The organism is Shimwellia pseudoproteus, from assembly GCF_016415625.1.
Lineage (GTDB): Bacteria > Pseudomonadota > Gammaproteobacteria > Enterobacterales > Enterobacteriaceae > Shimwellia > Shimwellia pseudoproteus.
Map to the genome: position 1 here is coordinate 1 of NZ_WBXP01000055.1, position 22893 is coordinate 22893.

The 22893-nt window shown below is 50.5% G+C and carries 25 protein-coding genes and 5 pseudogenes; 23 read left to right on the top strand and 7 right to left on the bottom strand.

All coding sequences use genetic code 11. The features are described from left to right. Positions 1–257: 257 nt before the first annotated feature. From F9C28_RS17530 to F9C28_RS17580, 11 genes are all read left to right on the top strand, one after another. Positions 258–455, top strand: coding sequence for a helix-turn-helix transcriptional regulator (locus tag F9C28_RS17530; protein ID WP_199016583.1), 198 nt, complete (start codon positions 258–260; stop codon positions 453–455). Then, positions 455–643 carry a hypothetical protein gene (locus tag F9C28_RS17535; protein WP_199016584.1) on the top strand — a complete coding sequence of 63 codons (189 nt, stop codon included), beginning with the start codon at positions 455–457 and terminating at the stop codon, positions 641–643. The genes F9C28_RS17530 and F9C28_RS17535 overlap by 1 nt, the downstream gene beginning before the upstream one ends. 12 nt (positions 644–655) lie before the next feature. After that, positions 656–1465: an antA/AntB antirepressor family protein gene (locus F9C28_RS17540; RefSeq protein ID WP_199016585.1), complete on the top strand. Its 810-nt coding sequence runs from the start codon at positions 656–658 to the stop codon at positions 1463–1465. Further along, positions 1458–1640 (top strand): DUF4222 domain-containing protein, encoded by a 183-nt coding sequence (locus tag F9C28_RS17545; protein WP_057621710.1) that lies wholly within the window; start codon positions 1458–1460, stop codon positions 1638–1640. Before F9C28_RS17540 ends, F9C28_RS17545 begins: the two co-directional genes overlap by 8 nt. Further along, entirely contained in the window at positions 1627–2463 is an 837-nt protein-coding gene (locus F9C28_RS17550) for a host cell division inhibitor Icd-like protein (RefSeq protein ID WP_199016586.1), read from the top strand. The genes F9C28_RS17545 and F9C28_RS17550 overlap by 14 nt, the downstream gene beginning before the upstream one ends. Continuing rightward, positions 2460–2723 (top strand): nicotinic acetylcholine receptor subunit beta, encoded by a 264-nt coding sequence (locus F9C28_RS17555; RefSeq protein WP_199016587.1) that lies wholly within the window; start codon positions 2460–2462, stop codon positions 2721–2723. The genes F9C28_RS17550 and F9C28_RS17555 overlap by 4 nt, the downstream gene beginning before the upstream one ends. Next, positions 2720–2914: a hypothetical protein gene (locus F9C28_RS17560; protein WP_199016588.1), complete on the top strand. Its 195-nt coding sequence runs from the start codon at positions 2720–2722 to the stop codon at positions 2912–2914. Before F9C28_RS17555 ends, F9C28_RS17560 begins: the two co-directional genes overlap by 4 nt. Further along, complete coding sequence (locus F9C28_RS17565) at positions 2911–3507, top strand: hypothetical protein (RefSeq protein WP_199016589.1); 597 nt, start codon at positions 2911–2913, stop codon at positions 3505–3507. The genes F9C28_RS17560 and F9C28_RS17565 overlap by 4 nt, the downstream gene beginning before the upstream one ends. A 12-nt stretch (positions 3508–3519) precedes the next feature. After that, positions 3520–6279: a DUF927 domain-containing protein gene (locus F9C28_RS17570; protein WP_199016590.1), complete on the top strand. Its 2760-nt coding sequence runs from the start codon at positions 3520–3522 to the stop codon at positions 6277–6279. A 388-nt stretch (positions 6280–6667) separates the two neighbouring features. Continuing rightward, positions 6668–7129, top strand: coding sequence for a single-stranded DNA-binding protein (locus F9C28_RS17575; protein ID WP_199016591.1), 462 nt, complete (start codon positions 6668–6670; stop codon positions 7127–7129). A gap of 11 nt (positions 7130–7140) precedes the next feature. Further along, positions 7141–7491, top strand: a complete 351-nt coding sequence (locus F9C28_RS17580) for a PerC family transcriptional regulator (RefSeq protein WP_199016592.1) — start codon at positions 7141–7143, stop codon at positions 7489–7491. 886 nt (positions 7492–8377) lie between these two features. Here the strand turns inward: F9C28_RS17580 and F9C28_RS17585 are convergent. After that, positions 8378–8737: a hypothetical protein gene (locus F9C28_RS17585; RefSeq protein WP_199016593.1), complete on the bottom strand. Its 360-nt coding sequence runs from the start codon at positions 8735–8737 to the stop codon at positions 8378–8380. Between the two features lie 360 nt (positions 8738–9097). On the opposite strand from F9C28_RS17585, the gene F9C28_RS17590 reads away from it, so the two are divergent. From F9C28_RS17590 to F9C28_RS20225, 4 genes and pseudogenes are all read left to right on the top strand, one after another. Further along, positions 9098–10699, top strand: coding sequence for a tyrosine-type recombinase/integrase (locus F9C28_RS17590; RefSeq protein ID WP_199016594.1), 1602 nt, complete (start codon positions 9098–9100; stop codon positions 10697–10699). Next, positions 10692–11358 (top strand): annotated as a pseudogene (locus F9C28_RS17595) (DUF4145 domain-containing protein). The gene F9C28_RS17590 and the pseudogene F9C28_RS17595 overlap by 8 nt, the downstream one beginning before the upstream one ends. 794 nt (positions 11359–12152) lie before the next feature. Next, positions 12153–12638 (top strand): hypothetical protein, encoded by a 486-nt coding sequence (locus F9C28_RS17600; protein ID WP_199016595.1) that lies wholly within the window; start codon positions 12153–12155, stop codon positions 12636–12638. A 2-nt stretch (positions 12639–12640) separates the two neighbouring features. Then, complete coding sequence (locus tag F9C28_RS20225) at positions 12641–12832, top strand: hypothetical protein (RefSeq protein WP_074143632.1); 192 nt, start codon at positions 12641–12643, stop codon at positions 12830–12832. Here the strand turns inward: F9C28_RS20225 and F9C28_RS17605 are convergent. Beyond that, positions 12813–13121: a hypothetical protein gene (locus F9C28_RS17605; RefSeq protein ID WP_063216582.1), complete on the bottom strand. Its 309-nt coding sequence runs from the start codon at positions 13119–13121 to the stop codon at positions 12813–12815. The two genes, F9C28_RS20225 and F9C28_RS17605, sit on opposite strands and share 20 nt — an antisense overlap. 233 nt (positions 13122–13354) lie before the next feature. Between F9C28_RS17605 and F9C28_RS17610 the strand changes: the two genes are divergently transcribed. Both F9C28_RS17610 and F9C28_RS17615 read left to right on the top strand, forming a co-directional pair. Next, complete coding sequence (locus F9C28_RS17610; RefSeq protein WP_103946609.1) at positions 13355–13852, top strand: hypothetical protein; 498 nt, start codon at positions 13355–13357, stop codon at positions 13850–13852. Between the two features lie 86 nt (positions 13853–13938). Further along, complete coding sequence (locus F9C28_RS17615) at positions 13939–15003, top strand: hypothetical protein (protein WP_199016596.1); 1065 nt, start codon at positions 13939–13941, stop codon at positions 15001–15003. Positions 15004–15899: 896 nt separating this feature from the next. On the opposite strand, the gene rclR is transcribed toward F9C28_RS17615, so the two are convergent. Continuing rightward, on the bottom strand, positions 15900–16778 hold the full coding sequence (rclR, locus tag F9C28_RS17620; RefSeq protein WP_199016597.1) for a reactive chlorine-specific transcriptional regulator RclR: 879 nt from the start codon (positions 16776–16778) through the stop codon (positions 15900–15902). Positions 16779–17011: 233 nt separating this feature from the next. Between rclR and rclC the strand changes: the two genes are divergently transcribed. Next, positions 17012–17569, top strand: coding sequence for a reactive chlorine resistance membrane protein RclC (gene rclC / locus F9C28_RS17625; RefSeq protein WP_199016598.1), 558 nt, complete (start codon positions 17012–17014; stop codon positions 17567–17569). A gap of 214 nt (positions 17570–17783) precedes the next feature. Here the strand turns inward: rclC and F9C28_RS17630 are convergent, their stop codons facing one another. Next, the gene (locus tag F9C28_RS17630) at positions 17784–17921 is read right to left on the bottom strand and encodes a hypothetical protein (protein ID WP_199016599.1); all 138 of its coding nucleotides are present in this window, start codon (positions 17919–17921) and stop codon (positions 17784–17786) included. Positions 17922–18490: 569 nt separating this feature from the next. Between F9C28_RS17630 and F9C28_RS20230 the strand changes: the two genes are divergently transcribed. The 3 genes from F9C28_RS20230 (at position 18491) to rclA (ending at position 20797) form a co-directional block, all read left to right on the top strand. Further along, positions 18491–18769 carry a hypothetical protein gene (locus F9C28_RS20230; protein WP_233149143.1) on the top strand — a complete coding sequence of 93 codons (279 nt, stop codon included), beginning with the start codon at positions 18491–18493 and terminating at the stop codon, positions 18767–18769. After that, positions 18766–19131, top strand: a complete 366-nt coding sequence (locus F9C28_RS20235) for an isochorismatase family protein (RefSeq protein WP_233149144.1) — start codon at positions 18766–18768, stop codon at positions 19129–19131. The genes F9C28_RS20230 and F9C28_RS20235 overlap by 4 nt, the downstream gene beginning before the upstream one ends. A 334-nt stretch (positions 19132–19465) precedes the next feature. Beyond that, entirely contained in the window at positions 19466–20797 is a 1332-nt protein-coding gene (gene rclA, locus F9C28_RS17640) for a reactive chlorine resistance oxidoreductase RclA (RefSeq protein ID WP_199016600.1), read from the top strand. 623 nt (positions 20798–21420) lie between these two features. On the opposite strand, the pseudogene F9C28_RS17645 reads toward rclA, so the two are convergent. Then, positions 21421–22010, bottom strand: a pseudogene (locus F9C28_RS17645) (LysR substrate-binding domain-containing protein); the annotation flags it as partial. A 31-nt stretch (positions 22011–22041) separates the two neighbouring features. On the opposite strand from F9C28_RS17645, the pseudogene F9C28_RS17650 reads away from it, so the two are divergent. Further along, positions 22042–22209, top strand: a pseudogene (locus tag F9C28_RS17650) (NAD-dependent dehydratase); the annotation flags it as partial. 176 nt (positions 22210–22385) lie between these two features. Then, positions 22386–22499: pseudogene (locus tag F9C28_RS17655) on the top strand (transposase); the annotation flags it as partial. A 12-nt stretch (positions 22500–22511) separates the two neighbouring features. Here F9C28_RS17655 and F9C28_RS17660 read toward each other — a convergent pair. Continuing rightward, positions 22512–22796, bottom strand: a pseudogene (locus F9C28_RS17660) (YetF domain-containing protein); the annotation flags it as partial. 14 nt (positions 22797–22810) lie between these two features. Beyond that, on the bottom strand, positions 22811–22893 hold an 83-nt coding region (locus F9C28_RS17665), incomplete at its 5' end, for an IS1 family transposase (RefSeq protein WP_000618533.1).

A 22893-nucleotide genomic window follows, 5' to 3' on the forward strand; every position in this document is an offset into this window, starting at 1 on the left:
ATCGGCGAAGGTGAGTTGATGGCTCATGATGTCCCTCTGGGATGCGCTCCGGATGAATATGATGATCTCATATCAGGAACTTGTTCGCACCTTCCCTAGAATGGCGCTTCGAATAAATTTTATGAAATTCGAAGCGTTGCTTTATCTGAGATAAATTTTTATTTTTTTAATCTCTCCCCTACACTAACTATATTATTTACTCTTCCATTTGTTCTACTGGCGTCCACCTAAGTGCATGATGGAATACGGGAGTAAATATGTCACAAACACTTATCCGCCTCCCCGAGGCTTTACGGCGTACTGGTATTGGTAAAGCTTGGGTCTATAAACTTATCGCTCAAAACCGCTTCCCGCAGCCTGTCAAAATCGGCTCGCGCGCAATCGCGTTCGTGGAGAGTGAAATAGATGAATGGGTTAATAAGCGTATCGCTGAATCACGTGGTGAGGTGGATTAATGGAAAAGAAAATCCGCCCCGTACAGCAGGCGGCTAACAACATAGATATTCGCGGATCTGATGTTACGCCACCAGCGCCCACCACACAAGTGAACCATAACGCCGACGCTGGTGGCTATCAGGGACTTTCTCAGCAGGAAATTGCCGACATTCTGAAACTCTACCCGGACGCGTTTAACGCCGCCTAACGGAGACTGAAAATGAACATCGAAAAAAGCAGATTAATTTCTGAGGCCGCCCCTCATCTGAACGCCTCTCTGGGCACAATTAACGGCAACGACTTTGCCGCTATTGTTCCCGTTATTGCCGGACGCATTGGCGGGCGTGAAGCCAATATTGTGAGCGCTAAGGCGTTGCATAAAGCGCTGGGGGTGGGCCGCGACTTTACTAACTGGATTAAAGGCCGAATTGACCAGTACGGTTTTATTGCCGGAACCGATTTTATCCGTGTTGAAAATTTGAGCACGCCAAAACGGGCGAGCGCAAAAACTCGCCAGCAAATAGAGCATGATTACCTGCTATCGCTGGATATGGCTAAAGAAGTGGCAATGGTTGAACGCAACGAGCAGGGCCGCGCCGTTCGACGTTACTTCATTCAGTGTGAAGAGGCACTACAGCGCAGCGTGCCTGAAATCGCCGCCCGCTATCGTCGCCAGCTAAAAGCCCGTATCAGTGCCGCAAACAACTTTAAGCCAATGTGCGATGCGCTGAATATGGCCCGTGCCGAGCTGGGTAAAACGACGCAGCAGCGCCACTACAGCAACGAGAGCAACATGATCGCCCGTATCGTGCTGGGTGGCATGACGGCAAAGCAGTGGGCGCAGGCAAATGGCATTACTGGCGAACCACGGGACAGCATGAACGCAGCACAGCTTGAACACCTCTCCTATCTGGAAAGCACCAATATCACGCTAATTGAGCTGGGGCAGGACTACGACCAGCGCAAAGCTGAATTAATACGACTGTCTCAGCGCTGGCTGGCGAAGCGTATGAGGGTAAGCCATGCGTAACCAAAACCCCCAGCCGGGAAGCCGTTACAAGGATTCTCACGGGGCTGTAGTGACCGTTGAGCGCGTCGAGCATAACCGAGTGACCTTTTACCGCGAGGGCTATCAGTCGCCATGTGTTCAGCCTTTGGAGAGATTCGTTAATGAGTTCGTGGAGGTGCGCCGTGATACTGAATGAACCTGCCGCCCAGAAAGAAGCCATTAATCTGGCTGGCCTGTTAGCAAATGTTAACCCTTACAACCTGTCAAAACCTGACATTCATCGCCGCGCCGTTGCGACAAATGACGACATTTTAGAGGCGTTTTCTGGGCTGAGAATTGGGCTGCGAATCCTAATAAATCCTAAGTTTTTTTCGCATTTCGTGACCAGTACGCGCGAGAAAGTTTTTTCTGACAACACTACGCCAGTGGAAAATTATTCCGCTGTCTTGAGTTTTCGGAGCATTACGCGCCCGTCTGGGGAGTTTTCGGACTCCATAAAAAAGGGCAGCGCCTACAGGTCAGACCACAAGCGGGGGAATCAGTGTTATAGTCCTAACGTTGCTGCAAAATCAGTAACCGGGCGTGAGAACCTGAGCAAGCAAAAGGCGATACCAGACGCCGAAAGCGTCTTTTTTTGTATCGTAGCCACAGCGCACCTATCCAATGCGGGGAAGATCCGCACCTTGTCTATGGTGGCGTTAGTGGGGAGGCGTTCGCGCCTGCCGGATTCCTTTTGCTTCGGTATTCTCACCCCCGCTAACGTCACCGCCATTTTAGAGCGTGAGAACTCAGGCGGTGACTCCTTAAAGCAAAAGGAGGCTGCCGCTATGCTGGCTACTACCCATACCCAAAATCCACAATTTATCTGGTTAATCGCAGCCGTTCGCCGCGATATGCCGACAATTACCGCCAAAATCCATCACATTGCTGCCGAAAGCGAACACGAAGCCCGCCGCACTCTGGCGCGGGATCACGTCTGTTTCTTTGCAGGCCGTATCCGTCTGGAGGTGGCAGCATGAACATAAATACCATCTACCGCCACCCGGCTGAACTGGAAGCCGATGCGATGCTATCCCGTGAAGAAGCGCACCCGTGGAGTTGCTCACTGGCAGGGCGTACCGCAGAACGCATGACCCGCGCCCGCAATGGGCTGGCTCACGTAATGACCGAATTAGCCCCGCACATGGACGCAGAGCAAGCAGCAGTAGCGCAGTGTTGGCTGATGAAGGTTTTGGCTATTGTCGATGCCACCCTGATTGATGCGGAGGCCAGCGCATGAGTAATTTTCGCGTGATTGCCTCCTGTTTTGATCGCGCTGGTGCGCCGATCCCGGTCACATGGTACGGCGAGGCCGAGACGCCCGATATTGCCGTTCAGTGTATGAGAGGCGAAGTGCATGGCAACGGATGGAGTATGGGAGCAGTCACCGCTGTTCAGCAGCGTGAGAAACAACAGGAGTTAGCAGCATGAACATATTACACCGCGCAGAGGCCACACCGGACGGCGTGAACATCATGACCCGCAATGATGCCGGAATGTATGAGCATGTTGCTCTTATCAACTACGAAAAAGTCGTAGTACGTCTGGATGCGGGTGAGTATGACAATAAGACCGATGAAGGATTTGCCCTGCATTTGGCAGTGGCTGACGGCGGGGCGCGTGGCTGGTTCGACTTCACCACGCAGCATAACGTCACTATGTGGCGCTGGCTGATCGCTGCGACGTTCGTTTCTGAGATGAAGCGCGAGAACGGCACCACCACGGTTACTGAGTCTGACGGCACATCATCGCAGGTGGCGATTTACTCCAATGGTAATGCGGGCATGGTGGTTTACCCGTTTGCTGAACGGCTAGCGATGGCGAACAACATCGAGGGTGCAATGATTGAGCGCTACGGCGTTGAGCAAGGAACAGAGAACGCCATTGTGTTCTACCGCGCCATGCTGGATACGGAGCGCGGCGAGCTGACCCCGTTCGGACGTGAAACGCTGGCAGAGCTACACGATCACTTCATTGCTGATCTGGATGAAAACGGCTGGCCTGAAATGCCAGCGGCGCACTGAGGGAGCGACACAATGCGTAATATCGACCTTATCCGCGAAGTGACCACCGCCGCCGCTGGCAACTGGCCTTATGTGCTGGCTGGCCTGTCTATCGACGTGCCTGATTCATCACGCCGCCATGCCCCCTGCCCTGCATGTGGCGGTACGGATCGCTTCCGGTTCGATGATAACGGGCGCGGCAGCTTTATCTGCAACCAGTGCGGCGCGGGCGACGGGCTGGATTTAATCAAGCGGGTTAACAACTGCGACACCACAGAAGCGGCGAGGCTTGCCGCTGATGTGCTGGGTATTGATTACCGGGAGACAGAAACCGACCCGACGGCAGCGAGCCAGAGAAGGGAGCAATTGGAGTCTGAGCGCCAGCAGCGCGAGCAGGAGCGCCAGAAACAGGCCGCAGAGGACGCAGAGCAGCGAAGGGCTACGTTTGCCCGTCTGTATGCCGGAATGCGCCAGAGTGTCGCACAGGGCGAATCTGATTACCTGCAATCAAAAGGGCTGACCGGGTTTAATTACCCGGTTATGTCCGATGGTTCGCTACTCCTGCCGCTGGTGGATGAATCCGGCGCAGTAGTGGCGGCGCAGACCATCACGCCGCAGGGAGATAAACGACTCCTGACAGGTTCCGCAAAGCGCGGGGCATATCACGCCGTAAACGCGGCAGAATCGCCGCAGAGCGTTTTAATTGCCGAGGGGCTGGCTACCGCCCTGTCAGTTCACCTGATGCGCCCGGACGCGCTGGCAGTGGCAGCAATTGACGCGGGCAACCTGCTACCCGTTGCCGAAGTGATGCGCCGGAAGTATCCACAGGCACAAATAATCATCGCCGCAGACAACGACCACCACCAAAACGGAGAAGCCAATACAGGCAGGGAGGCCGCAGAGAAAGCCGCCTTATCCGTGGCTGGCTGGGTATCAATGCCACCGACAGACTACAAAGCCGACTGGAACGACCACCACCAGCAACGCGGGCTGAAAGCCGCCACAGCCGCATTTAGTGATTCGCTGTATCAGATTCAGGGGGAAGCCGTGAAACCACGATTGCAGGCCATTGAGGGCGGTAAAACTGACCATCCAGAGAAAGACCCACTAAAACCCCACATTGAGAGCCGAAAAGATGGCGTTTTCTGGGTAACGCCGAAGGTGGACAAGGAAAGCGGGGAGATCATCAACGCTGAAAGCTGGTTATGTTCACCGTTGGAGGTTATCGGCACGGGACGCGACGACAAAGATCAGTATCTTATTATCTCATGGCTGGCATTCGGTGCAGGCATACGGACAACAGCGGCTATCCCGCTGGCTGATATTGGCGAGCGTGAAGGCTGGCGCACCCTGAAAGCTGGTGGCGTCAACGTCACAACGAAAAACAGCCTACGGGCGATTCTTGCCGACTGGTTACAGCGAAGCGGCTCGCGTGAATTGTGGCGCGTTGCTCATGCTACAGGCTGGCAGTGTGGGGCATACATCATGCCGGACGGGGAAATCATCGGCACACCTCAGCGGCCTGTTTTGTTCAGCGGGCGCAGTTCAGCCGCTGCCGGGTATACCGTAGCAGGAACGCCTGAAAGCTGGCTTAACAGTGTTGCGCGGCTGGCATACGGCAACTACGCGATGATGACAGGCATCGCCGCAGCACTGGCAGCGCCATTAATCGGGGTGGCAGATCGTGACGGATTCGGGATTCATTTTTATGAGCAATCGACCGCCGGGAAAACAACCACGCAGAACGTGGCGAGCAGTCTTTACGGCAACCCTGATGCCTTGCGCCTGACGTGGTATGGGACGGCGCTGGGGCTGATAAACGAGGCCGCCGCCCACAATGACGGGCTGATGCCGCTGGATGAAGTCGGACAGGGCGCAGACCCGATAAGCGTTTCTCAGTCTGCCTATGCCCTGTTTAACGGCGTGGGGAAATTGCAGGGAGCAAAGGAAGGAGGCAACCGGGATCTGAAACGCTGGCGCACCGTGGCAATCAGCACCGGGGAAATGGATTTAGAAACGTTCATCGCCACCGCAGGACGCAAGACAAAAGCGGGGCAACTGGTGCGACTGCTGAATATCCCGCTGAGTAAGGCGGTGCGCTTTCATGAGCACCAGACAGGGAAAGATCACGCCGACGCGCTGAAAGACGCTTACCAGCACCATCATGGCGCTGCCGGGCGGGAGTGGATTAGATGGCTTTCAGACCACCAGCAGCAGGCGATTGATGCCGTTCGTGAGTGTGAAGCCCGATGGCGAAGTCTAATCCCTGCTGACTATGGGGAACAGGTTCACCGTGTAGGGGCGAGGTTCGCCATTCTGGAGGCCGCTTTACTACTGGGTGGCGTGGTTACTGGCTGGGATGCTCAAACGTGCCGGGATGCGATACAGCACACCTATAACGCATGGCTGAAAGAGTTCGGCACGGGGAACAAAGAGCACCAGCAGATCATCGAGCAGACGGAGGCGTTTTTAAATGCCTATGGGCTGAGTAGATTCGCGCCGCTGGGTTATGACCCGCGCGATTTACCCATCCGTGATTTAGCCGGGTACAGGAAGAAGGGGAACCACGACGGCGACCCGATAATTTTCTACACCTTCCCGGCAACATTTGAGCAGGAGATCGCACGGGGTTTTAATGTCAGGCAGTTTGCCGAAGTTCTCAAGAATGCAGGAATGCTAACACCACCAACGAGCGGGCGAGGTTATCAGGGGCGGGTAAGGGAAGGAGGGCGGCAAATTCGCGTTTATGTGCTCAACTTCATGGATGAGGAAAGCAGCCAGCCAGAAGAATAATCTTTTTTCACATACGTAGTTTTAGTGTTGTCTCTGTTGTCTTTGTTGTCTCATTTTGTAAGTTACATTGATTTATAAGGATTTTATTTTAATTTCTGAGACAACATTGAGACAACATTTAGCCATTTTGAGACAACAGGGCGAACGTGTGTTTTTAGTCCGGCAGGCAGTGAGACAACATTTATGCCGGGTGAGACAACACGAAATTGCAAATGTTGTCTCAGCAAAACCCAGACGTGGCGCGGCCTGTAGAGCCGTGAGACAACAAAGACAACAGAGACAACACTATTTTTGTTTATATACAAAAAAATCTGGCGAAGGTGTCCCACAATAAGACGGTGCCGGGCAATCTTCATTAGCAAAACTAATAATTCGAGGTATTCGCAAAATGACAGCACAGATATCAGCCTACGGGCGGCTGGTGGCAGATCCCCAGACCAGAACGACAAACAGCGGCGGCAGCATGACAATGGGGCGTTTAGCGGTGGCACTGCCTTGCCATGCAGCAGAGGGCGGAGAGGTTACTTTCTGGCTGGGCGTGGTGGCATTCGGCAAACAGGCCGACGCACTGGCAGGACACGTTAAAGGCGATTTAGTCAGTGTTGCCGGAGCGATGCAGGTCAATCAGTGGGTGGGCAAGGATGGCGGTACACAGCAGGGGTATCAGGTAGTAGCCGACAGCGTGATCAGCGCCAGAACGGTACGCCCCGGCGGGAAGCGGGCCGAGTCAGTCAAAGCAAGTGGAGCCAGCAGGGGCCACGAAACGCAATCCGCGCCGGGATGGGAGTTATATAACACCCCTGATGATTTTGACCAGCGCCCGCCGTTTGATGATGAAGATCCATTCTGAGGGATATAAACATGGTAAACGACAGTAAAGCCGAGGATCTGGAAGCAAAAGGGCTGTACCGACGCGCCGCCGCGCGATGGATGGAAGTCATGCTGTTATGCACCGAGGACGATGATCGGGAATGGATAAAGCGCCGCCGTGAAACGTGTCTGGAGAACGTGAAGCGCCCGCCCGTGAAGGTTGAGGACTTTGGCGACCTGCATAAAGCTGTCACCGAAACTCAGCACCGCATGGGGATAGCGCAACCGAACGGTAACGCCTTCCGGTTAAATGGCGGCAAGAGGCAACGGCATACCACCAGCGGGGGCGATGGTTCGCAGACAGGTACGCACCCAAACGGCGGAAAATTTAGTACTGTTTAGTACATATTTTAAACCCTAGCAGCGCCAGACCCGCGCCAGTAGTGGGCTGGAAGCCAGAACGTGATTCAGGACGTCCTAAATATCTGGTTCGTTCCACTGGTACGCAGTACGCAGCCAGGTGCGCAGCAAAACTGCGTATTCAACGTGCGTACTACCTGACGAATGCTAACGGTGGCATTGCGTACAGAAATTGCGAATTGCTCATTCGAAAAATAGCGGAGATGCCTGTTATTGCTGGCTTGGGCGCTATCCGTTCGCAGTAGATGGCGGAAGTTAGATATACAGTTTTATTAAGGTATTGTTAGGGTTTGTTAAGGTTTTTGCGCACAAAAATGCGCACAGTGAGCCGTTAAATGAAAAAAAATAGCCAACAATCAAGATCGGGATGGGGTGGCAAGCGGAAAGGCGCAGGCGCACCATTGGGCAATACTAATGCCGTCAAACATGGCGAACGCAGTCGGCGGGCATTCTTCCCATTTGAGGGGGGAGAGGCGCTTTCTCCGCTGGTGCGAAATCGTGCAAGAAACCTCATGCTGGCTGAGAGATACGGGCTATTACTGGCGAATAATCCGACGCCGGGAACAGAAGAATGGCGCGAGATGACATTGATTAACGGACTCATGGGGCTACATGCCGACAGAATCGCACGGCTTGAGCTGAGATTAGCGAGATCCGTTTCAATGCAAGCAAGGCGGGATCTGCGAAGGGTTAAAAAAAGCGGCGCATGTTAGCAATCCATATGGTCACTGATATTGAAATACTGGACTGTACTGGACGGACTCAAAGCCCATATGAAGAGAGATTCGCGCCAGATAAGGGCTTGAATCCAGTACGCAGATTAACCCGTCATATGTTTTTTTATCTATTCCGCCCTGCCCCGTTCGACTCAGCCAACCCGCTCGCATTCCCCATCAATCGCGTTATCAGCGCCACCATTATCGCGCACAACGGCACACAGACCGGGTAAACCGTAGCGCACGACCGTTGCGCTAGTTTCACCGCCACGCTTTACCTGACGCGATTCATACACTGTCACACGTTCCAGTAGCCCCCCGGCAACCATGCTTTCGAGCGTGCGCCGTGTAGATTCGAGCTGGTGGCGCTTATCGAACGACACCATGCCATGAAGCAGGTAGGCCACACCCGACACATCGAGCGGCGGCGCACCAATCTCACCCGTCACCCATTCGAGGTTATCCGGCTCAAAGTAGCTGAGTATCTCTTTTTTGCGGTTGGTCATTCTCATGGCTGGCAGGTTCCTTATTGTGGGATAGAAGTATCATACAATAAGATGTGCGGCGGCAAGATTGTGGCCGTGAAGTTTAAGCCATCAATGAAGAAGGAAAGCGCCTACGAACAGCCCTAGCGAGAGATAAATGTGTATAGGAATGTGTATAGATGTGAAAATAAAAACTCATGAAATGGCTTGAAATATGGCTTTGTTGTGGTTTGTTCTACTCCCTTCGCCTCCATGACACTTCTTAAAGTTCAATAACTTACTGAATCCTAAGGGATACGGCTTAACGCCTTCCGATAGTTTTACTCACTGTAACCAACACTGTGACTAACTTTGTTGAAGTAGTGAGCAGACCTAAGGTCTCAGTACATGCTCAACTCAAGAACCTACCTTTATCAGCGTAATGGTGTCTTTTACATCCGTCTTAGGATGAAGACCACTAGTCGCCTGACCGCTTCGCTTCCTTCTCACAACCGTTATAAACTAGCGTCAGTATCACTACGGACTAAGGACAGACGCACCGCTATGGCTCACTCTCGGCACATCAAGTCAGCACTTAAAGCAATCCATGCAGATAACCCTAGCACGTCCTATGAGGAGCTACGGGAGCACCTGAAGACCATTGTCGAGTGGGAACTTAGTGTCAGCCGTGATGACCTGAACGACCCGGAGTCCTACCAACTTTACGTTGACCAATACGACGATATTAAGTCCAACCTTCGGGAAGCTGTAGCGACTGAGCGTCTGACTGTAGACCAGCATCGCTATATCAATGACGTTATCGGCGTACTTAAAGCCTGTCAGGATAGACTCAAGGGCGATAGCTCTGGCCTGTTGTCTTACCTTGAGGCTGGCAGTCTAAGCCCGTCCGTCTCCCTATCTGTATTAGCAAAACCTGAAGTCCCTGAACCTAAAGCCCTGACCCTCGCGTCTCTCATTGAGCAGTACGAGCAGGAGAACGCTCAGAACTGGAAGCCAGCGACCCTAAGCGAGAACCGAGCGTCTCACTCAACGTTAATCGAGATATTCGACTATCTGGATATTCAGGATGTCAGTAAGGCGACACGTTCTGATATGCTCAGGGTTCGTGAAGTCCTTCAGCAACTACCGAAGAACCGCAAGCAACGCTTTAAGGCTATGCCGTTATCTGACCTGCTGAACCGAGAGTCTAAAGCTGATTGCTTAGATGTCGTTACCATCAACAATAAATATCTTATCAAGATGGCTGCTGTCTTTAAGTGGGCGGTACGCAACGACCTGATAGCTAAGAACCTGACAGAAGGTCTTGAACTGAAGGTCCCGCAGCGTAAAGCCTCAGACGCTCGTGATGCGTTCAGTCCTGAGCAGGTAGGGCAACTACTGGTCGCCGCTAAAGCATACTCACAGAAGACCTCAGGTAAACCATACCATTATTACGTCACTGCTCTGGCTGCTATTACAGGTGCGAGACTTAATGAGGTGGCCCAGCTTCAGGTCAAAGACATCAGGACCACTGAGGCCGGCACCGTGTATATCCACATCAACGAAGACGATAGCAGCCTGCTCGGTAAGAGCATCAAGAATGCGCATAGTGACCGCAGTGTCCCGCTGGTCGATGGCGCTCATGGTTTTGTATTGGCTGACTTTATGTCACTCGTGGAAGACCGTAGAAAGACTGCTGGTGATAATGCTATGGTATTTGATGGCCTCAAGCTGATGAAGAATGGCTACGGTGAGCAGGTAAGCAAATGGTTTAACAGGACGTTGCTACCTAAAGTCCTCTCTGACCGCAGCGGCTTAGCGTTTCACTCGTTTAGACATACAGTTGCGACCCAGTTAAAACAACATGGGGTCGAGTTAGCGTATGCTCAGGCAATTATGGGTCATTCGAGCGGGTCCATAACTTATGACCGCTACGCTAAAGAGGTCGAGGTTGATAGATTAGTTAACGTACTGGTTGAAGTTTATAAGGAGACTGGAGTAAATGGCTGAGTATTATCCTGCAAAATATGGAGATGATAATTTTAACTGCCCACATTGCGCAGTTTATGCCCATCAGGAATGGAGAGCGTTGCATTACCACATCTATTCCGGTGGTTCTAATCTGTCTAAGACTGGAATGCTCATATCAATGTGCGGGCATTGTAGTAAAGCTGCTTTCTGGTATAACGAGCAAATGATAATTCCTGCTTCAACAAATATCGAAATGCCTAATCCAGACATGCCTGAAGACTGCAAGTCCGACTACATGGAAGCCAGAAGCATCGTTAATCTATCTCCTAAAGGTGCTGCTGCACTCCTGCGCTTGAGCCTTCAAAAGCTGATGGTCCACCTCGGGGGAACCGGGGAAGCACATCGACACGGACATTAAGTCCCTTGTAGCCAAAGGCCTATCTCCACTGGTCCAGCGAGCTGCTGATATCTGCCGTATCGTTGGTAATCAGGCGGTCCATCCCGGACAGATTAACCTTGATGATGACCCTCAGTTAGCGCACGGTCTATTTAAGCTGCTGAATATTATAGTGACTGAGCTGATTACTAGACCGAAAGAAGTTGAGGCGATGTTTAACAGTATGCCTGAAGGACAACTTAAGGGCATTGAAGACCGCGATAAGAAGGCCAAGGAAGCGCAGAAAGCAGCTACCGAGTAAGTGCTTGGGGGATATTTAATGAGACCCACACTATAGGGAGAGACACCAAGTCATCCCTTCTTATTTACTTTGATTGAGACTATCGGGCAGCGGACAGGATTGGAAACCATCTGTGAAGACCCTATGCTTTTAATAGCCAACAGTCTCAACCATATCCTTTTAACGTAGTCATCCTTCTCCTGTGACGGGCGGAGAACTGTTATCACACCCAAGGTCTTTCCTTGGTTCTTTGGTGAGCAATAACGGTGCGGGATGGTGATTTGAATATGACTGTAGATAGTTACAGTTAGACGGGCGGAAACCCAAAGTGGTTGACCAGTTGATATGCTTTATGTTGATACTTTGAGATGAGACTAGCCTGTCGTCATTGAGTCTTAAATGATAATGGTTTTGATAAGACCAATTATGAATTATAGGATTAAAGTAACCCTTCCTGTCATACCTGAAGTTATAGCTTGAAGTCTGCCTCTTCAGGTCTGGGCTGGATGTTCACCTTTGAGTTATTCATCATAGTTACCGCCTATCAAATGCAGTCTATTCATCGTCAGCTAATCAAACCCACACTATAGGACTACCACACCAGCTTCTTGTCCATCCTGATGTCTATTCAGCTTGGCTCGCTACCGTGAGTCCCCCAACTATCCAAAGACCTATCACACGGTCATCGCAGACCATATTAATTACCTCAAGTCATTCTGTTTGTGCCCTGTTGCCTGCTGGTCTCCCTTTACGTGGGGGCTTGAGTAGGTCAGTAGGGTGCGACTTCAGGGTGCAAACAAAAGGAGTACACGTAAATGTCTCAACACGAATACACCATCCATATCTTCGGTCAGGACCTCACCAGTCAGGACGGATTGTTTCGACTGGATGAGATACGCCGGGTCGGCATTCAGATTGGCACAGTTGCAGATGGCAATAGTACAGAAGTCAGACGCTTTGCCCGTACCAAAGTCGGGCGCTATCTTATGGGACCAAAAAGTGGTCGCATAAAGAAAGTCGATATGGGGCGCCTCGGTACGTCATGGCTTGCTGACCCCACGTCCGCTGTCAAGTTTGGCGAGTGGCTGGACTTTGAGTATGGAATAGCTGTAGCGGATGCCTTCGTGTCTATGACATCCAGTGCCACCGTACAGGCCGCTGTAGCATCTTCGGATGATATCTCGCCGGACTCTAAGTCATTCATTAAGAAGCACACTGTATCGCACTACAGGGCTGGACAACTCGTCTCGAAAGAGGAGTTTGAGGAGCTACGGGTCGGTCGCTGTGAGTGGAGACTTTAACAATGGCTATGATTGACCCGCGCACTCCAGAAGGCCGTTTGACCCTGCGTTACCGTGGTCTTCCCACTTCTATTCTGTTGTCGATGCTTGGAGTAGACAAAGCGGCTACGAATAACCGACCATTTTATTCTCGCAATGAGCTAATAGAACAGTTGGTCATTCGCACTATGTCAGTTAACCGAGAAAGTAAGTAAGAAATTCTCTGGTCACTGCGTCAGTAAACCCCACAAGTAATGCGATAGCCGAAGGGATGATATTAATTGCTGCGACAGAAAGTGATTTTATTATTCTCTGTTCTTTGGATGCCTTTATTAAAACCGCAAAGATAAACACTGGAATGAATGCAAGTAGGGCTACAGTGATTATACGTTCAAGCATATACAGTGTGTGCCAAGTTATTCCACCTGTTATATATCCAGCGCCGTATCCAACTGCATAAAAGCAGGCCAAGTAAAGCAATAAGCTAATAGCTAATTTGGGCATAAATCATTCCTGAGTGTCTTGGTGAAAGATGGTCGTAGCTTAACAAATATCCACATACATATTGATCGTTTATCCCAATCGTAAATTCCGTATTGATCGTCACTAGCGATCAAACTATTCGATTCAAACACCTATTTAAAACCTCTGAGATGACCGATGCGGGGAGACGCCGTAGGCCTAAACACGCCTGTAGCAGACCGATAGTCTCAACCTCAGAAGGAGATTTAAACACAATGACTACCAAGAACACTTTAACGTGGCGTATCGCCGTATCTGATGTAGACACCAAGTCCAACACCATCAAGATTGACGGACAGGAGCACGACTTAGGGTTTGCCTTGAAGTTCCTGCTACCTGCCTATTTCTCAACGTTTGATTCAAAGACCATCCAGTCTGACAACACGTTCAATGCTGTAGAGCCTTTGGTCGCTGCTGGGATTAAGGTCTCCAACTTCCTTCCTATGGCTGCTGAGGCTCACCGTGATTTGACCTACCGTCGACAAGCTGAGGCTCGTGAGGGTATTCGTCAGGCTGAACAACAAGCTATCCGCTTCGCTGAGTTGAATAAGACAAAGGAACAAGTAGAGCGTGAGCATCTGGAAGGTGAAGCACGTAAGAAACGTTTACGTGAACAGTCCGAGCTTGTCCGAAGTGCAGGGTCGACTCTGGGTAAATCCCGTGCGGCTCAGATGCTGGAAGGCATTGGAGACATCAACCTGCTGGCTGACTAGTAGTCCTCGAACACACAACAAACTTCCGGCCTTGACCAATGGGGGTCGAGGTCTATCCGAACTATTGAGAATAGGAGATATACACCATGTCCAATAACATTCAAATTAACGCTGCCACTGACTTAAACAAGCCTGTAGGTGAACAGTTCCGAGCACCGAATGACAAGATTGTTCACTCTGAGTCTATGACCTTCCGTGAAGAGATTAGTAGCTTCGCTTGGGCGTCTGACAGCCCCGAGTTCAATAGCATTGAGGCCGCTAAGTCCCCTGTTGTTTATGCTAAGACCCTTGAGTCCAGCCTGCGTATTGGCCTGAATGGCATCAAGTCAGACGTTGAGTCTGTGAACTCTGTATTCCCTGTTGAGTTCCTCCCTAACCGTACTGACGTACCAACCCCTATTGTCCGCCACTTGTTCAACGACCGAGGTGCTGTGGTGGCGACCAATGGCGACTGGTCTAAGCCTAAGAAAGCTGTAGCTATGGCTGGTAGTGAAATCTTTGTAGAGCCAGCAAACAAGGCTATCCTGCTGTCCTATAGCATCCCGCTGTATGACTTCAAGGTCGAGTCCGGTTTCACCCATGCGACTCTGGTTGGTGATATGAATAACATCGTCGATAACATCCTAAAAGACATCAACGCTAAGGTCGCTTCTCAACTGGCAGACTCTAAGCTGGTGCGTAAGGTCGATGGGGGTAAGCTTGAAGGTAAACTGTTTGACAAAGGTCAGGACGTACTGGATGCAATCACACAGGCTACAGACTCGGCGCTGGGTGCTAATGTGGAAGACTATGGTCTGGTGATTCATGAAGACCTTGTGAAGGCTCTGGCGTCTGTTGCCCGCCGTTCTGGCTTTGGTGGTGAGGACGGTATCGAAGAGATGTTGGGGACTGACTTTTGCTCCTACAACGGTGGGGACAAAGGTATCTTCCTGATGCCTAAAGCATTCACGGGTCTGAGCTTCGCTCCACCTAAAGTAGACGGTGAGTGGTTCACTACAATCTTGACACGAGATACCGACCGCCAAGCTTTCGTACTGGAAGTCATCGGTAAGCTGTACATCCTGAATGAGGCGACCACTGAGATTAAAGATGGTATCCGCAAGGATGCTGCTGTACTGCCTGTAGTCACTAACATTACATTCACTAAGTAAGACTTTGAGTCTAGGCCTTCGGGTCTGGACTTCATTTATTGTTACGTTATAACGTCCTATTAATAGGGAAGGCCTAATGTGTTTACACAAAGTCTATCTTCTGGTCTTCCTCTTGAAGTTGGTACTTATAGTCTGCCTTGGTTTATACCAGAAAAATTCGTCTGACCATCCAATATAAAGAGGAAGCAAAAAGTCCCCCCATAGCCCCGACCTATAGCCAGACTAAAGGGAGGAGGGTAGACCCTGTGTTCTATTCCTTTTCTGGGAATATTGCTTGCTTCAAGTCTTGACCGTCAGCCTCTCCATGTGTAACCATCACTGTAACCACCGGATTCGCCAGTCTTTAAGAAACAAGAAGTTAGCTGTTTGTCCTCGGCTCCCTTCGCCCGCTCCAATCTCAAGTTTTTCAAACTCCACCACATTCAATTTTCCCCTGATAAATCAGCAGTTATCGCATTCTATTAGTCTATTGAGCCCAATCGTACTCCCCTTGGGTCAAGCTCAATGTGGGGGTATGGACAGGGGTATAATTGTATCCCACGGCTGAGAGTGAGGTGGTCAATGCAACGACAGCGTTGTGCCAGGAGCAGACATTACTAAAGTAAAGGCACGTCAGATATCTAAAAGCTCATGGTTCGTCTGGATGGGGCACTTGTTAACCGATACCCGAGTGACAGATCCAAGAGCGGAAACGGGATCGGTTCGCTGTATGCTTCATCGAAAGATATAAACCTTCTTTTCTACCACCGATTATTGTTAAGTTGGACAGCCCCCACGCCTGCAGACAAATTCTGTCTCCACGGCGAGGCCCGCTCAAAGGCCCCGGTCTGACGCTGCCGGGATTGTGTTCTGATATCCACCTGGGACAATACTGGCCTGACAATGCACCTATCGGCCTAAAATTTATCCCTGTCCTGCTTCAGTTCACCGATTATCTGCACCCGTTTGCGATACTCCCCCGGCGTGCAGTGAAAATGACGCACAAATGCCTTATGGAAAGATGACTCATTCGCGTAACCCACATCATCAGCAATATTGATGATGGATTGTACCTGCCGTGAAAGTAACTGAGCCGCAATCTGCAAGCGTATTGTGGTCAGTACGGCCAGCGGCGTCGTCCCGGATACCTGACGAAACAGATGGGCAAAAGAGGCCCGCGACATATGAGCCGTCCGGGCAAGACGTTCCACCGTCCAGGGCGTGGCTGGCGATACCAGCATATCCAGAATAGTCCCGCTGAGGCGCGGATGGAAAAGCAGGTTGAGCACTCCGGCCTCCGGTGGGGCCGTCAATAGCCAGTCCCGTACCGCCAGAGTAAGTATGGATGCGCACAGCTGACTGCACAGCGCATCCGCGCCGTGGTGAGAACTATCAGCATTAACCTGCAGCAGAGAGAGAACGGATTGCAGCCAATGGTACTCCGCTGATTCTGTGACCGGCGCAAAGACGAGCACCTCCGGTAATGCGCTCTGAAAATGACGCGCCGAGACCGGCAGGCGCATACTACCGCAGACAATATGAGTGCCGCTGGATTGCTGGCTGCGCAGCCGGTGTGCAGAATTATGCGGCAAAAATAGTATCGTTCCCGGCAGCAGTGAAAAAGATTTCCCGGCAGGCATATCCAGCCAGCCTCCCCCTTGCGTTACCGTGTGCCAGCGGATCACCGACAAATCCCCGGCTTTATGAGGTAAGCGCCAGTCTCCGCTCAGCAGGCAATTTTTATCAATTTCGCCTTCCGGCACGTTGAGCATCAACAATTTACTGAGTGGATCCATTTTTTACTCCCTGCGGTTTCTCCGACAAACGAGGCAGATAAGCATTCTGGGTTCCGAAGGTAAAAAAATCACGCAAGATTATCGCGCCAAAAGTCATTTTCAGACGCTCAGACAGTTATTCCAGCGCCCTGGTAAAAGGCCCGCTCCCCCACTGTGAATAGAATGTACCTCTCGGAGCCAGCGGCGGAAAAATCTGCCCGGCACACAATCATTCAATACCACTGGGGGCGGAGATGGAGAAGGTTATTAAACTATTAGGACGCAGCGATAAAGTAGGCCTGGCATTGATGCGGCTAAGTATTGCCATCGTGTTTATCTGGATTGGACTGTTAAAGTTCTTACCTTATGAGGCGGACAGCATTACTCCTTTTGTCGCAAATAGCCCATTTATGTCTTTTTTCTATGAGCACCCAGAAGAATATAAACAGCATTTGACGCATGAGGGAGAACTTAAGCCCGAACAGCGCGCCTGGCAGGAGGCCAATAATACCTATCGCTTTTCCGACGGGCTGGGTGTGGTGGAGTTACTTATCGCTGCGCTGGTATTGGCACATCCATTTAGCCGCTGGCTGGGGTTGATTGGTGGAGCGCTGGCATTCGCCACGCCCCTGGTAACCTTATCTTTTTTGATTACCACACCGGAGGCATGGGTTCCGGCGCTGGGAGACGCCCACCATGGCTTCCCGTATTTATCCGGAGCCGGACGGCTGGTGCTAAAAGACACCATGATGCTGGCGGGGGCCGTCATGATCATGGCGGACTCGGCCCGACAGATACTGCACCAGCGCTGACTTTTTCAGCGGTATTGACGCCGGGGAAAGAGGCCGGACATTGAGAGCTGACCGGGACCGTAACGAGATGTCTTATCGGGCCCACAGGCACCTCAGGCGCTGACGGCCAGCGCCGGGGTTGCCTGAACATATTTCCACCCGACGCCACGGTCAATTCAGTGGCGCCAGCCGGCAGGGCATCAGGCATCAGCGCCAGAAAATGCCTGCGGTGGCATCAGTCGCCAGCAATAACCGCCCCGATATGGTGTGGCAGCATGCTCGCGGCAAAGGCAACGCCAGGATCGTTACTCATCATCCCTTTCTGCATATTGTCATGCATGGTGGTCATCGATGATTTTAAAGAGTGATGCATGTCGGAGGCCTGGTTTGCAGGCAGTTCAGCGGCGAAAACAGAAGCCGAGGACAGACTCAGTAACAGGGGGAGCAATGGTCATAGCTTTCATGATTTATTCCTCATTAAGTGGTCGCTTCTGATTAACCTTAGATCTTCCGGTAGCTGGAAGGTCAAGAGAGATCGAATTTTTTTATAAGAAAGCAGCTTGATGAGCCAAATACCGGTCGGTCCGATTCAAAGCACCGCGACCGCCCTCAAGGGGCAAGCCCTGTCTTCGTTATCAGCCAGAATGACTCTTACTGTGGCGTATTTCCCGGCATTTGATATCAACATCACAGACGTTTTTTGGGGCAAGTAATTAAAAATCGTCAGGCGATAATTATAGAAAGTTATTATTGAGCCTGAAAACTGTAAGCTGATGAAATATAAAAAAGTGCCACGATTTGTCAATTGCAAGCCTCAACATGCAGGCATAGGATTGATTCAGATTATCAACAAATTACAACGTCAGTTAAATTTCCAGGTATCGGATTAATCGGTAGCTATACTATATTTAATTTATCTGTCACATTCAGGATTAAAAACATATGAAAGTAAATGCTTTGGATACCGCGCTGGTGATTATCGACCCGCAAATTGAAGTATTGAGCCCTAAAGGTGCCAACTGGCCGGTACTTAAGGAAAGTGTCACCAGGAACAATACCGTTGAGCATCTGACGCTATTGTTCAAAGCGGCGGCGGAAAAAAATATAAAACGTTTATTTCCCCTCATTATTTTTATCCCACCGATCATCAGTGGAAATTTAATGGCCCACTGGAAACCGCAGAGCAGGAAAATGATAGTTTCCTGCGTAAAGGCTCTTTGACGCTAGAGGGGTTTTCAAATTCCGGGGCCGACTGGCTCCCTGAGTTAAAACCTTATATCGAAAATGAAAATGTGGTTATTGCCAGCCCGCATAAAGTATTTGGTCCACAGACTAATGACCTGATCCTGCAATTACACAAGCACTTGATAAATAATGTTATTATTGCCGGGATACTGGCAAATATGTGCGTAGAGTCTCACCTGAGAGATTTAATTGAGCAGGGGTTTGAGGTGATTGTGGTATCCGATGCCACGGCGGGACCGATTACCACTATGGGTGATGGTTATGCCGCGACCATTGTTAATTATCAGTATCTTGCGCATGAAGTGGCATTAACCAAAGATACGATTGCCAAAATGTAAATATATTTGCCAAATCAGCAGGTCGATTAAATATCGCGTAGCATGCCAAAGCATATTCCTGTCGGGTTAAATGTTTGGCATTCGGTTATCCGGCCCAGAATTCAGGATGACCGATGCCCTGCCACTATAAATGTAGTGACAGCGCATCATCAGAAATTTTCAGATTATTGAGTTTGTTAAATTGAGCCAGCTGAATAACGCGTCAGTCTGGATAATATTCAAATGTTTCAGCTGTATTTCTCCGGGCATCTTAGAGAGACCTGCCGCTGGTACGAAAAAGAAAACAGATTCCGCAGTTTGATATAAATCCGCGGGACCTGTTGGGGTAAAATAGATGGAAAAATATCAGGCCGTTATCATTGGTTTTGGTAAAGCCGGTAAAACGCTGGCCGGTACGCTGGCTAAATGCGGCTGGCGGGTGGCAATAATTGAGCAGTCCCAGAGCATGTATGGTGGCACCTGCATTAACATAGGCTGTATCCCTACCAAAACACTGGTGCATGACGCCCAGTTACAGCACGACTTTACACATGCGATGGCCCGCAAATCTTCGGTCGTGGAGCTGCTGCGTGACAAGAATTATCACAACCTGGCCGATGCCAGCAATGTCGATGTTATCGATGGCCACGCCGGCTTTATTGACAACCATACGCTAAAAGTGACCTCCCCGCAGGGAGAGTGCCTGATTCAGGGTGATAAGATCTTCATTAACACCGGGGCGCGAGCCAATATGCCGGAGATCCCAGGATTGCTGACCACGCCTGGCGTCTATGACAGCACCGGCCTGCTCAATCTCACCGCACTGCCGGCACATCTGGGCATTCTGGGCGGTGGTTATATCGGCGTAGAGTTCGCCTCTATGTTTGCCAGGTTTGGCAGTAAAGTGACTATTTTTGAGGCGGGGCCGCGTTTTCTACCGCGTGAAGACGAGGATATTGCCGCGGCGGTAGCAGGAATACTTGAGCAGCAGGGCGTAGAAATCATTCTCAATGCCCACATTCAGTCGGTTTCTGCCGGTCAGAACAGCGTGCTGCTCCATACGCCTGAAGAAATATTGCCGGTAGAGGTTCTGCTGGTTGCCGCTGGCCGCTCACCAAACGTTGAGGGGCTGCAACTGCAAAACACCGACATAAAACTGACTGCCCGAGGCGCTATCGCCATCGACCCGTGGCTGAAAACGGCGGTCGATCACATCTGGGCAATGGGTGATGTCAATGGTGGCCCGCAGTTCACTTACATCTCGCTGGATGATTTCCGCATTGTGCGCGACGCGCTGCTGGGCGAAGGCAAACGAAATACCGGTGACCGTCAACATGTACCTTATTCAGTATTTATGACCCCGACCCTGTCCAGAGTGGGGCTGACGGAGGCCCAAGCGCGGGCCAGTGGCGCCGACATTCAGGTCGTCAGTTTACCGGCCGCCGCCATTCCCCGCACCCGGGTAATCAACGATACCCGAGGGATACTGAAAGCCGTCGTGGATAACCGCAGCCGTGAAATTCTTGGGGTTGCTCTGCTGTGCGCCGATTCCCATGAAATGATTAATACAGTAAAAACCGCCATGGATGCGCATCTGCCCTACACCGCATTGCGCGACCAAATCTACACCCATCCGACGATGAGTGAGGCCCTTAACGATTTATTTGGGATGGTGCGGGATAACTGATACGCCAATCCAGCCAGAGCCGCATGATGCGGCTCTGGATTAATAGCATTTATACTGACGGACGGGGGCATAATTCATTTTTTTTACGCCCAAAGGCCGCTTATTGAACGCCTGATTAGGTATTTTGCCGATTACCGTAATTTAAGCGATTATAAATTTCATCACATCCACAGGCAGAGATGAATTAAATAAGTTATTGAATAATAATATTTTTCTTGAAAAGCAACGTCGTTTTTCTTACGCATTCTACCTAGACAGCGTATGAGGCCGTTTTGGCGATAGCAAAAGCTGGTGCATTTAATAGTCTGACAAATAAAAGAACTTCCTTTGTTCTCACTTTCGATAAAATAAAAGATAGTTTCGATAAACTTCAGTGCGAGTGTACAGAAATAAGTAAACGAGTGTTTACATTTTAGTCCGTTTGTGATCCCTGCTCAATATTGATACCTGGAACGCCCACGGGCATAAGGGTAGTCCAAACAATATCAATCAGCTGTGCATTGAACATCCGCTGTTCGCTCACAGCGGGCCTTCGGTGCTGGCTGCTCCGTGCCAGAATGGGACGTTGCACTAAGGTGTATTAGCACCCTCTGAACGTCTAAAGCCACCATCAAAAAGAATAGCTAAACATCCCCTTTATACTTCAGCACATCAATTAACAGAGAAAATGCCGAACCCGCATGGCGTCGGTGTGGGTAGTACAAATGATACCCGGGTAAGTCTGGCGTAAATTTCTCCAGAACGCGGGTCAGTTTTTTTCTTCAATAGCCTGCTGAACCTGGTCATAAGGCAGATACGCGAGGCCGTGCCCGTCAATCGCTGCATCGAGGATCAGGTCTATCGTATTCAATAGCAGTTGTCCTTCCATGCGAACCCTGACTTCGCGCCCTCCACGCACTAATCTCCAGCGATTCGCGGTACCCGATGAAGGAAGGTACAGATTAATAGCCTGATGATCGACCAGGTGCGCCACAGACACTGGAATACCTTTTCGCGAGAGATACTCCGGCGCACCAACAATTGCCATCGGGATATCGGGCCCGATTCGAACAGCAATCATATCCTTATCCATCTCTCCCCCCAGGCGAACCCCGGCATCAAAACGCTCTGAGACGACATCAGTCAGGCCGTAATCGATGAGCAGCTGCACATTAATGTCAGGGTGAGATTTCAACAGCGTGCGCATGGCGGGCAACAATATGGTCTTTGCTGCACACCTGGAGTAATGCCCCGTGAAAAACATCATTCAAAAAGTCCTGGTACTTGGCGCCAGCGGGCAGATTGCCCGCCATGTTATCGACCAACTGGCGGATAAACCGGGCGTCACACAGACATTATTTGCCCATCAGCCGGTCAAAATCCACACGCCACACCCGCTCAATAGCCGGATTATCATGGGCGATGTGTTAAACCAGTTTGTCAGGTGGTTGAAATGGAAAACCCACCCCGACAGCTGCTAATAGGGAATGACGCTATCAGTTATGTAATGCCTTCGCTGGAAGCCCGTATTAAAGAGATACGCGAATTTGCGGCACTGAGTAATACAACCGATTTTGATGAATGGGTGTAAGGGTAATCCCCCCAATTACGTTTTCCCGATAGCCAGATTATTGCCATTCTTAAACAGGCTGAAGCCGGTGCGCCGGTTGCTGAACGGTGCCGCGAGCATGGCATCAGCAGCGCCGGTTTTTATCAATGGCGTTGATTTGGGATATTATTTTGCATATCCGTATAAATTAATTCTACCCGACAAATACTCGCCTAAATATACTTCGCTGATTTTATTGAAGCCTTGCTTTGTAACTTCACTTTCTAACCAGTCGCTGTCCTTGTTAAGGATTTCGAGCAGATCATGGTTGGCCAAGCCATCCACTATAATCGGATAACGGATATTTTCATCGCCACTTTGAATAATAGTTAACTGCCCATTCTGTTCGAGAACCACGCGTTTTAGTTGTTCTATTTCATAAATGCCATTTGATCTTAATTTGAACATCAGGTAATGACTCCAACTTATTGATAGTGTTTTATGTTCAGATAATGCCCGATGACTTTGTCATGCAGCTCCACCGATTTTGAGAACGACAGCGACTTCC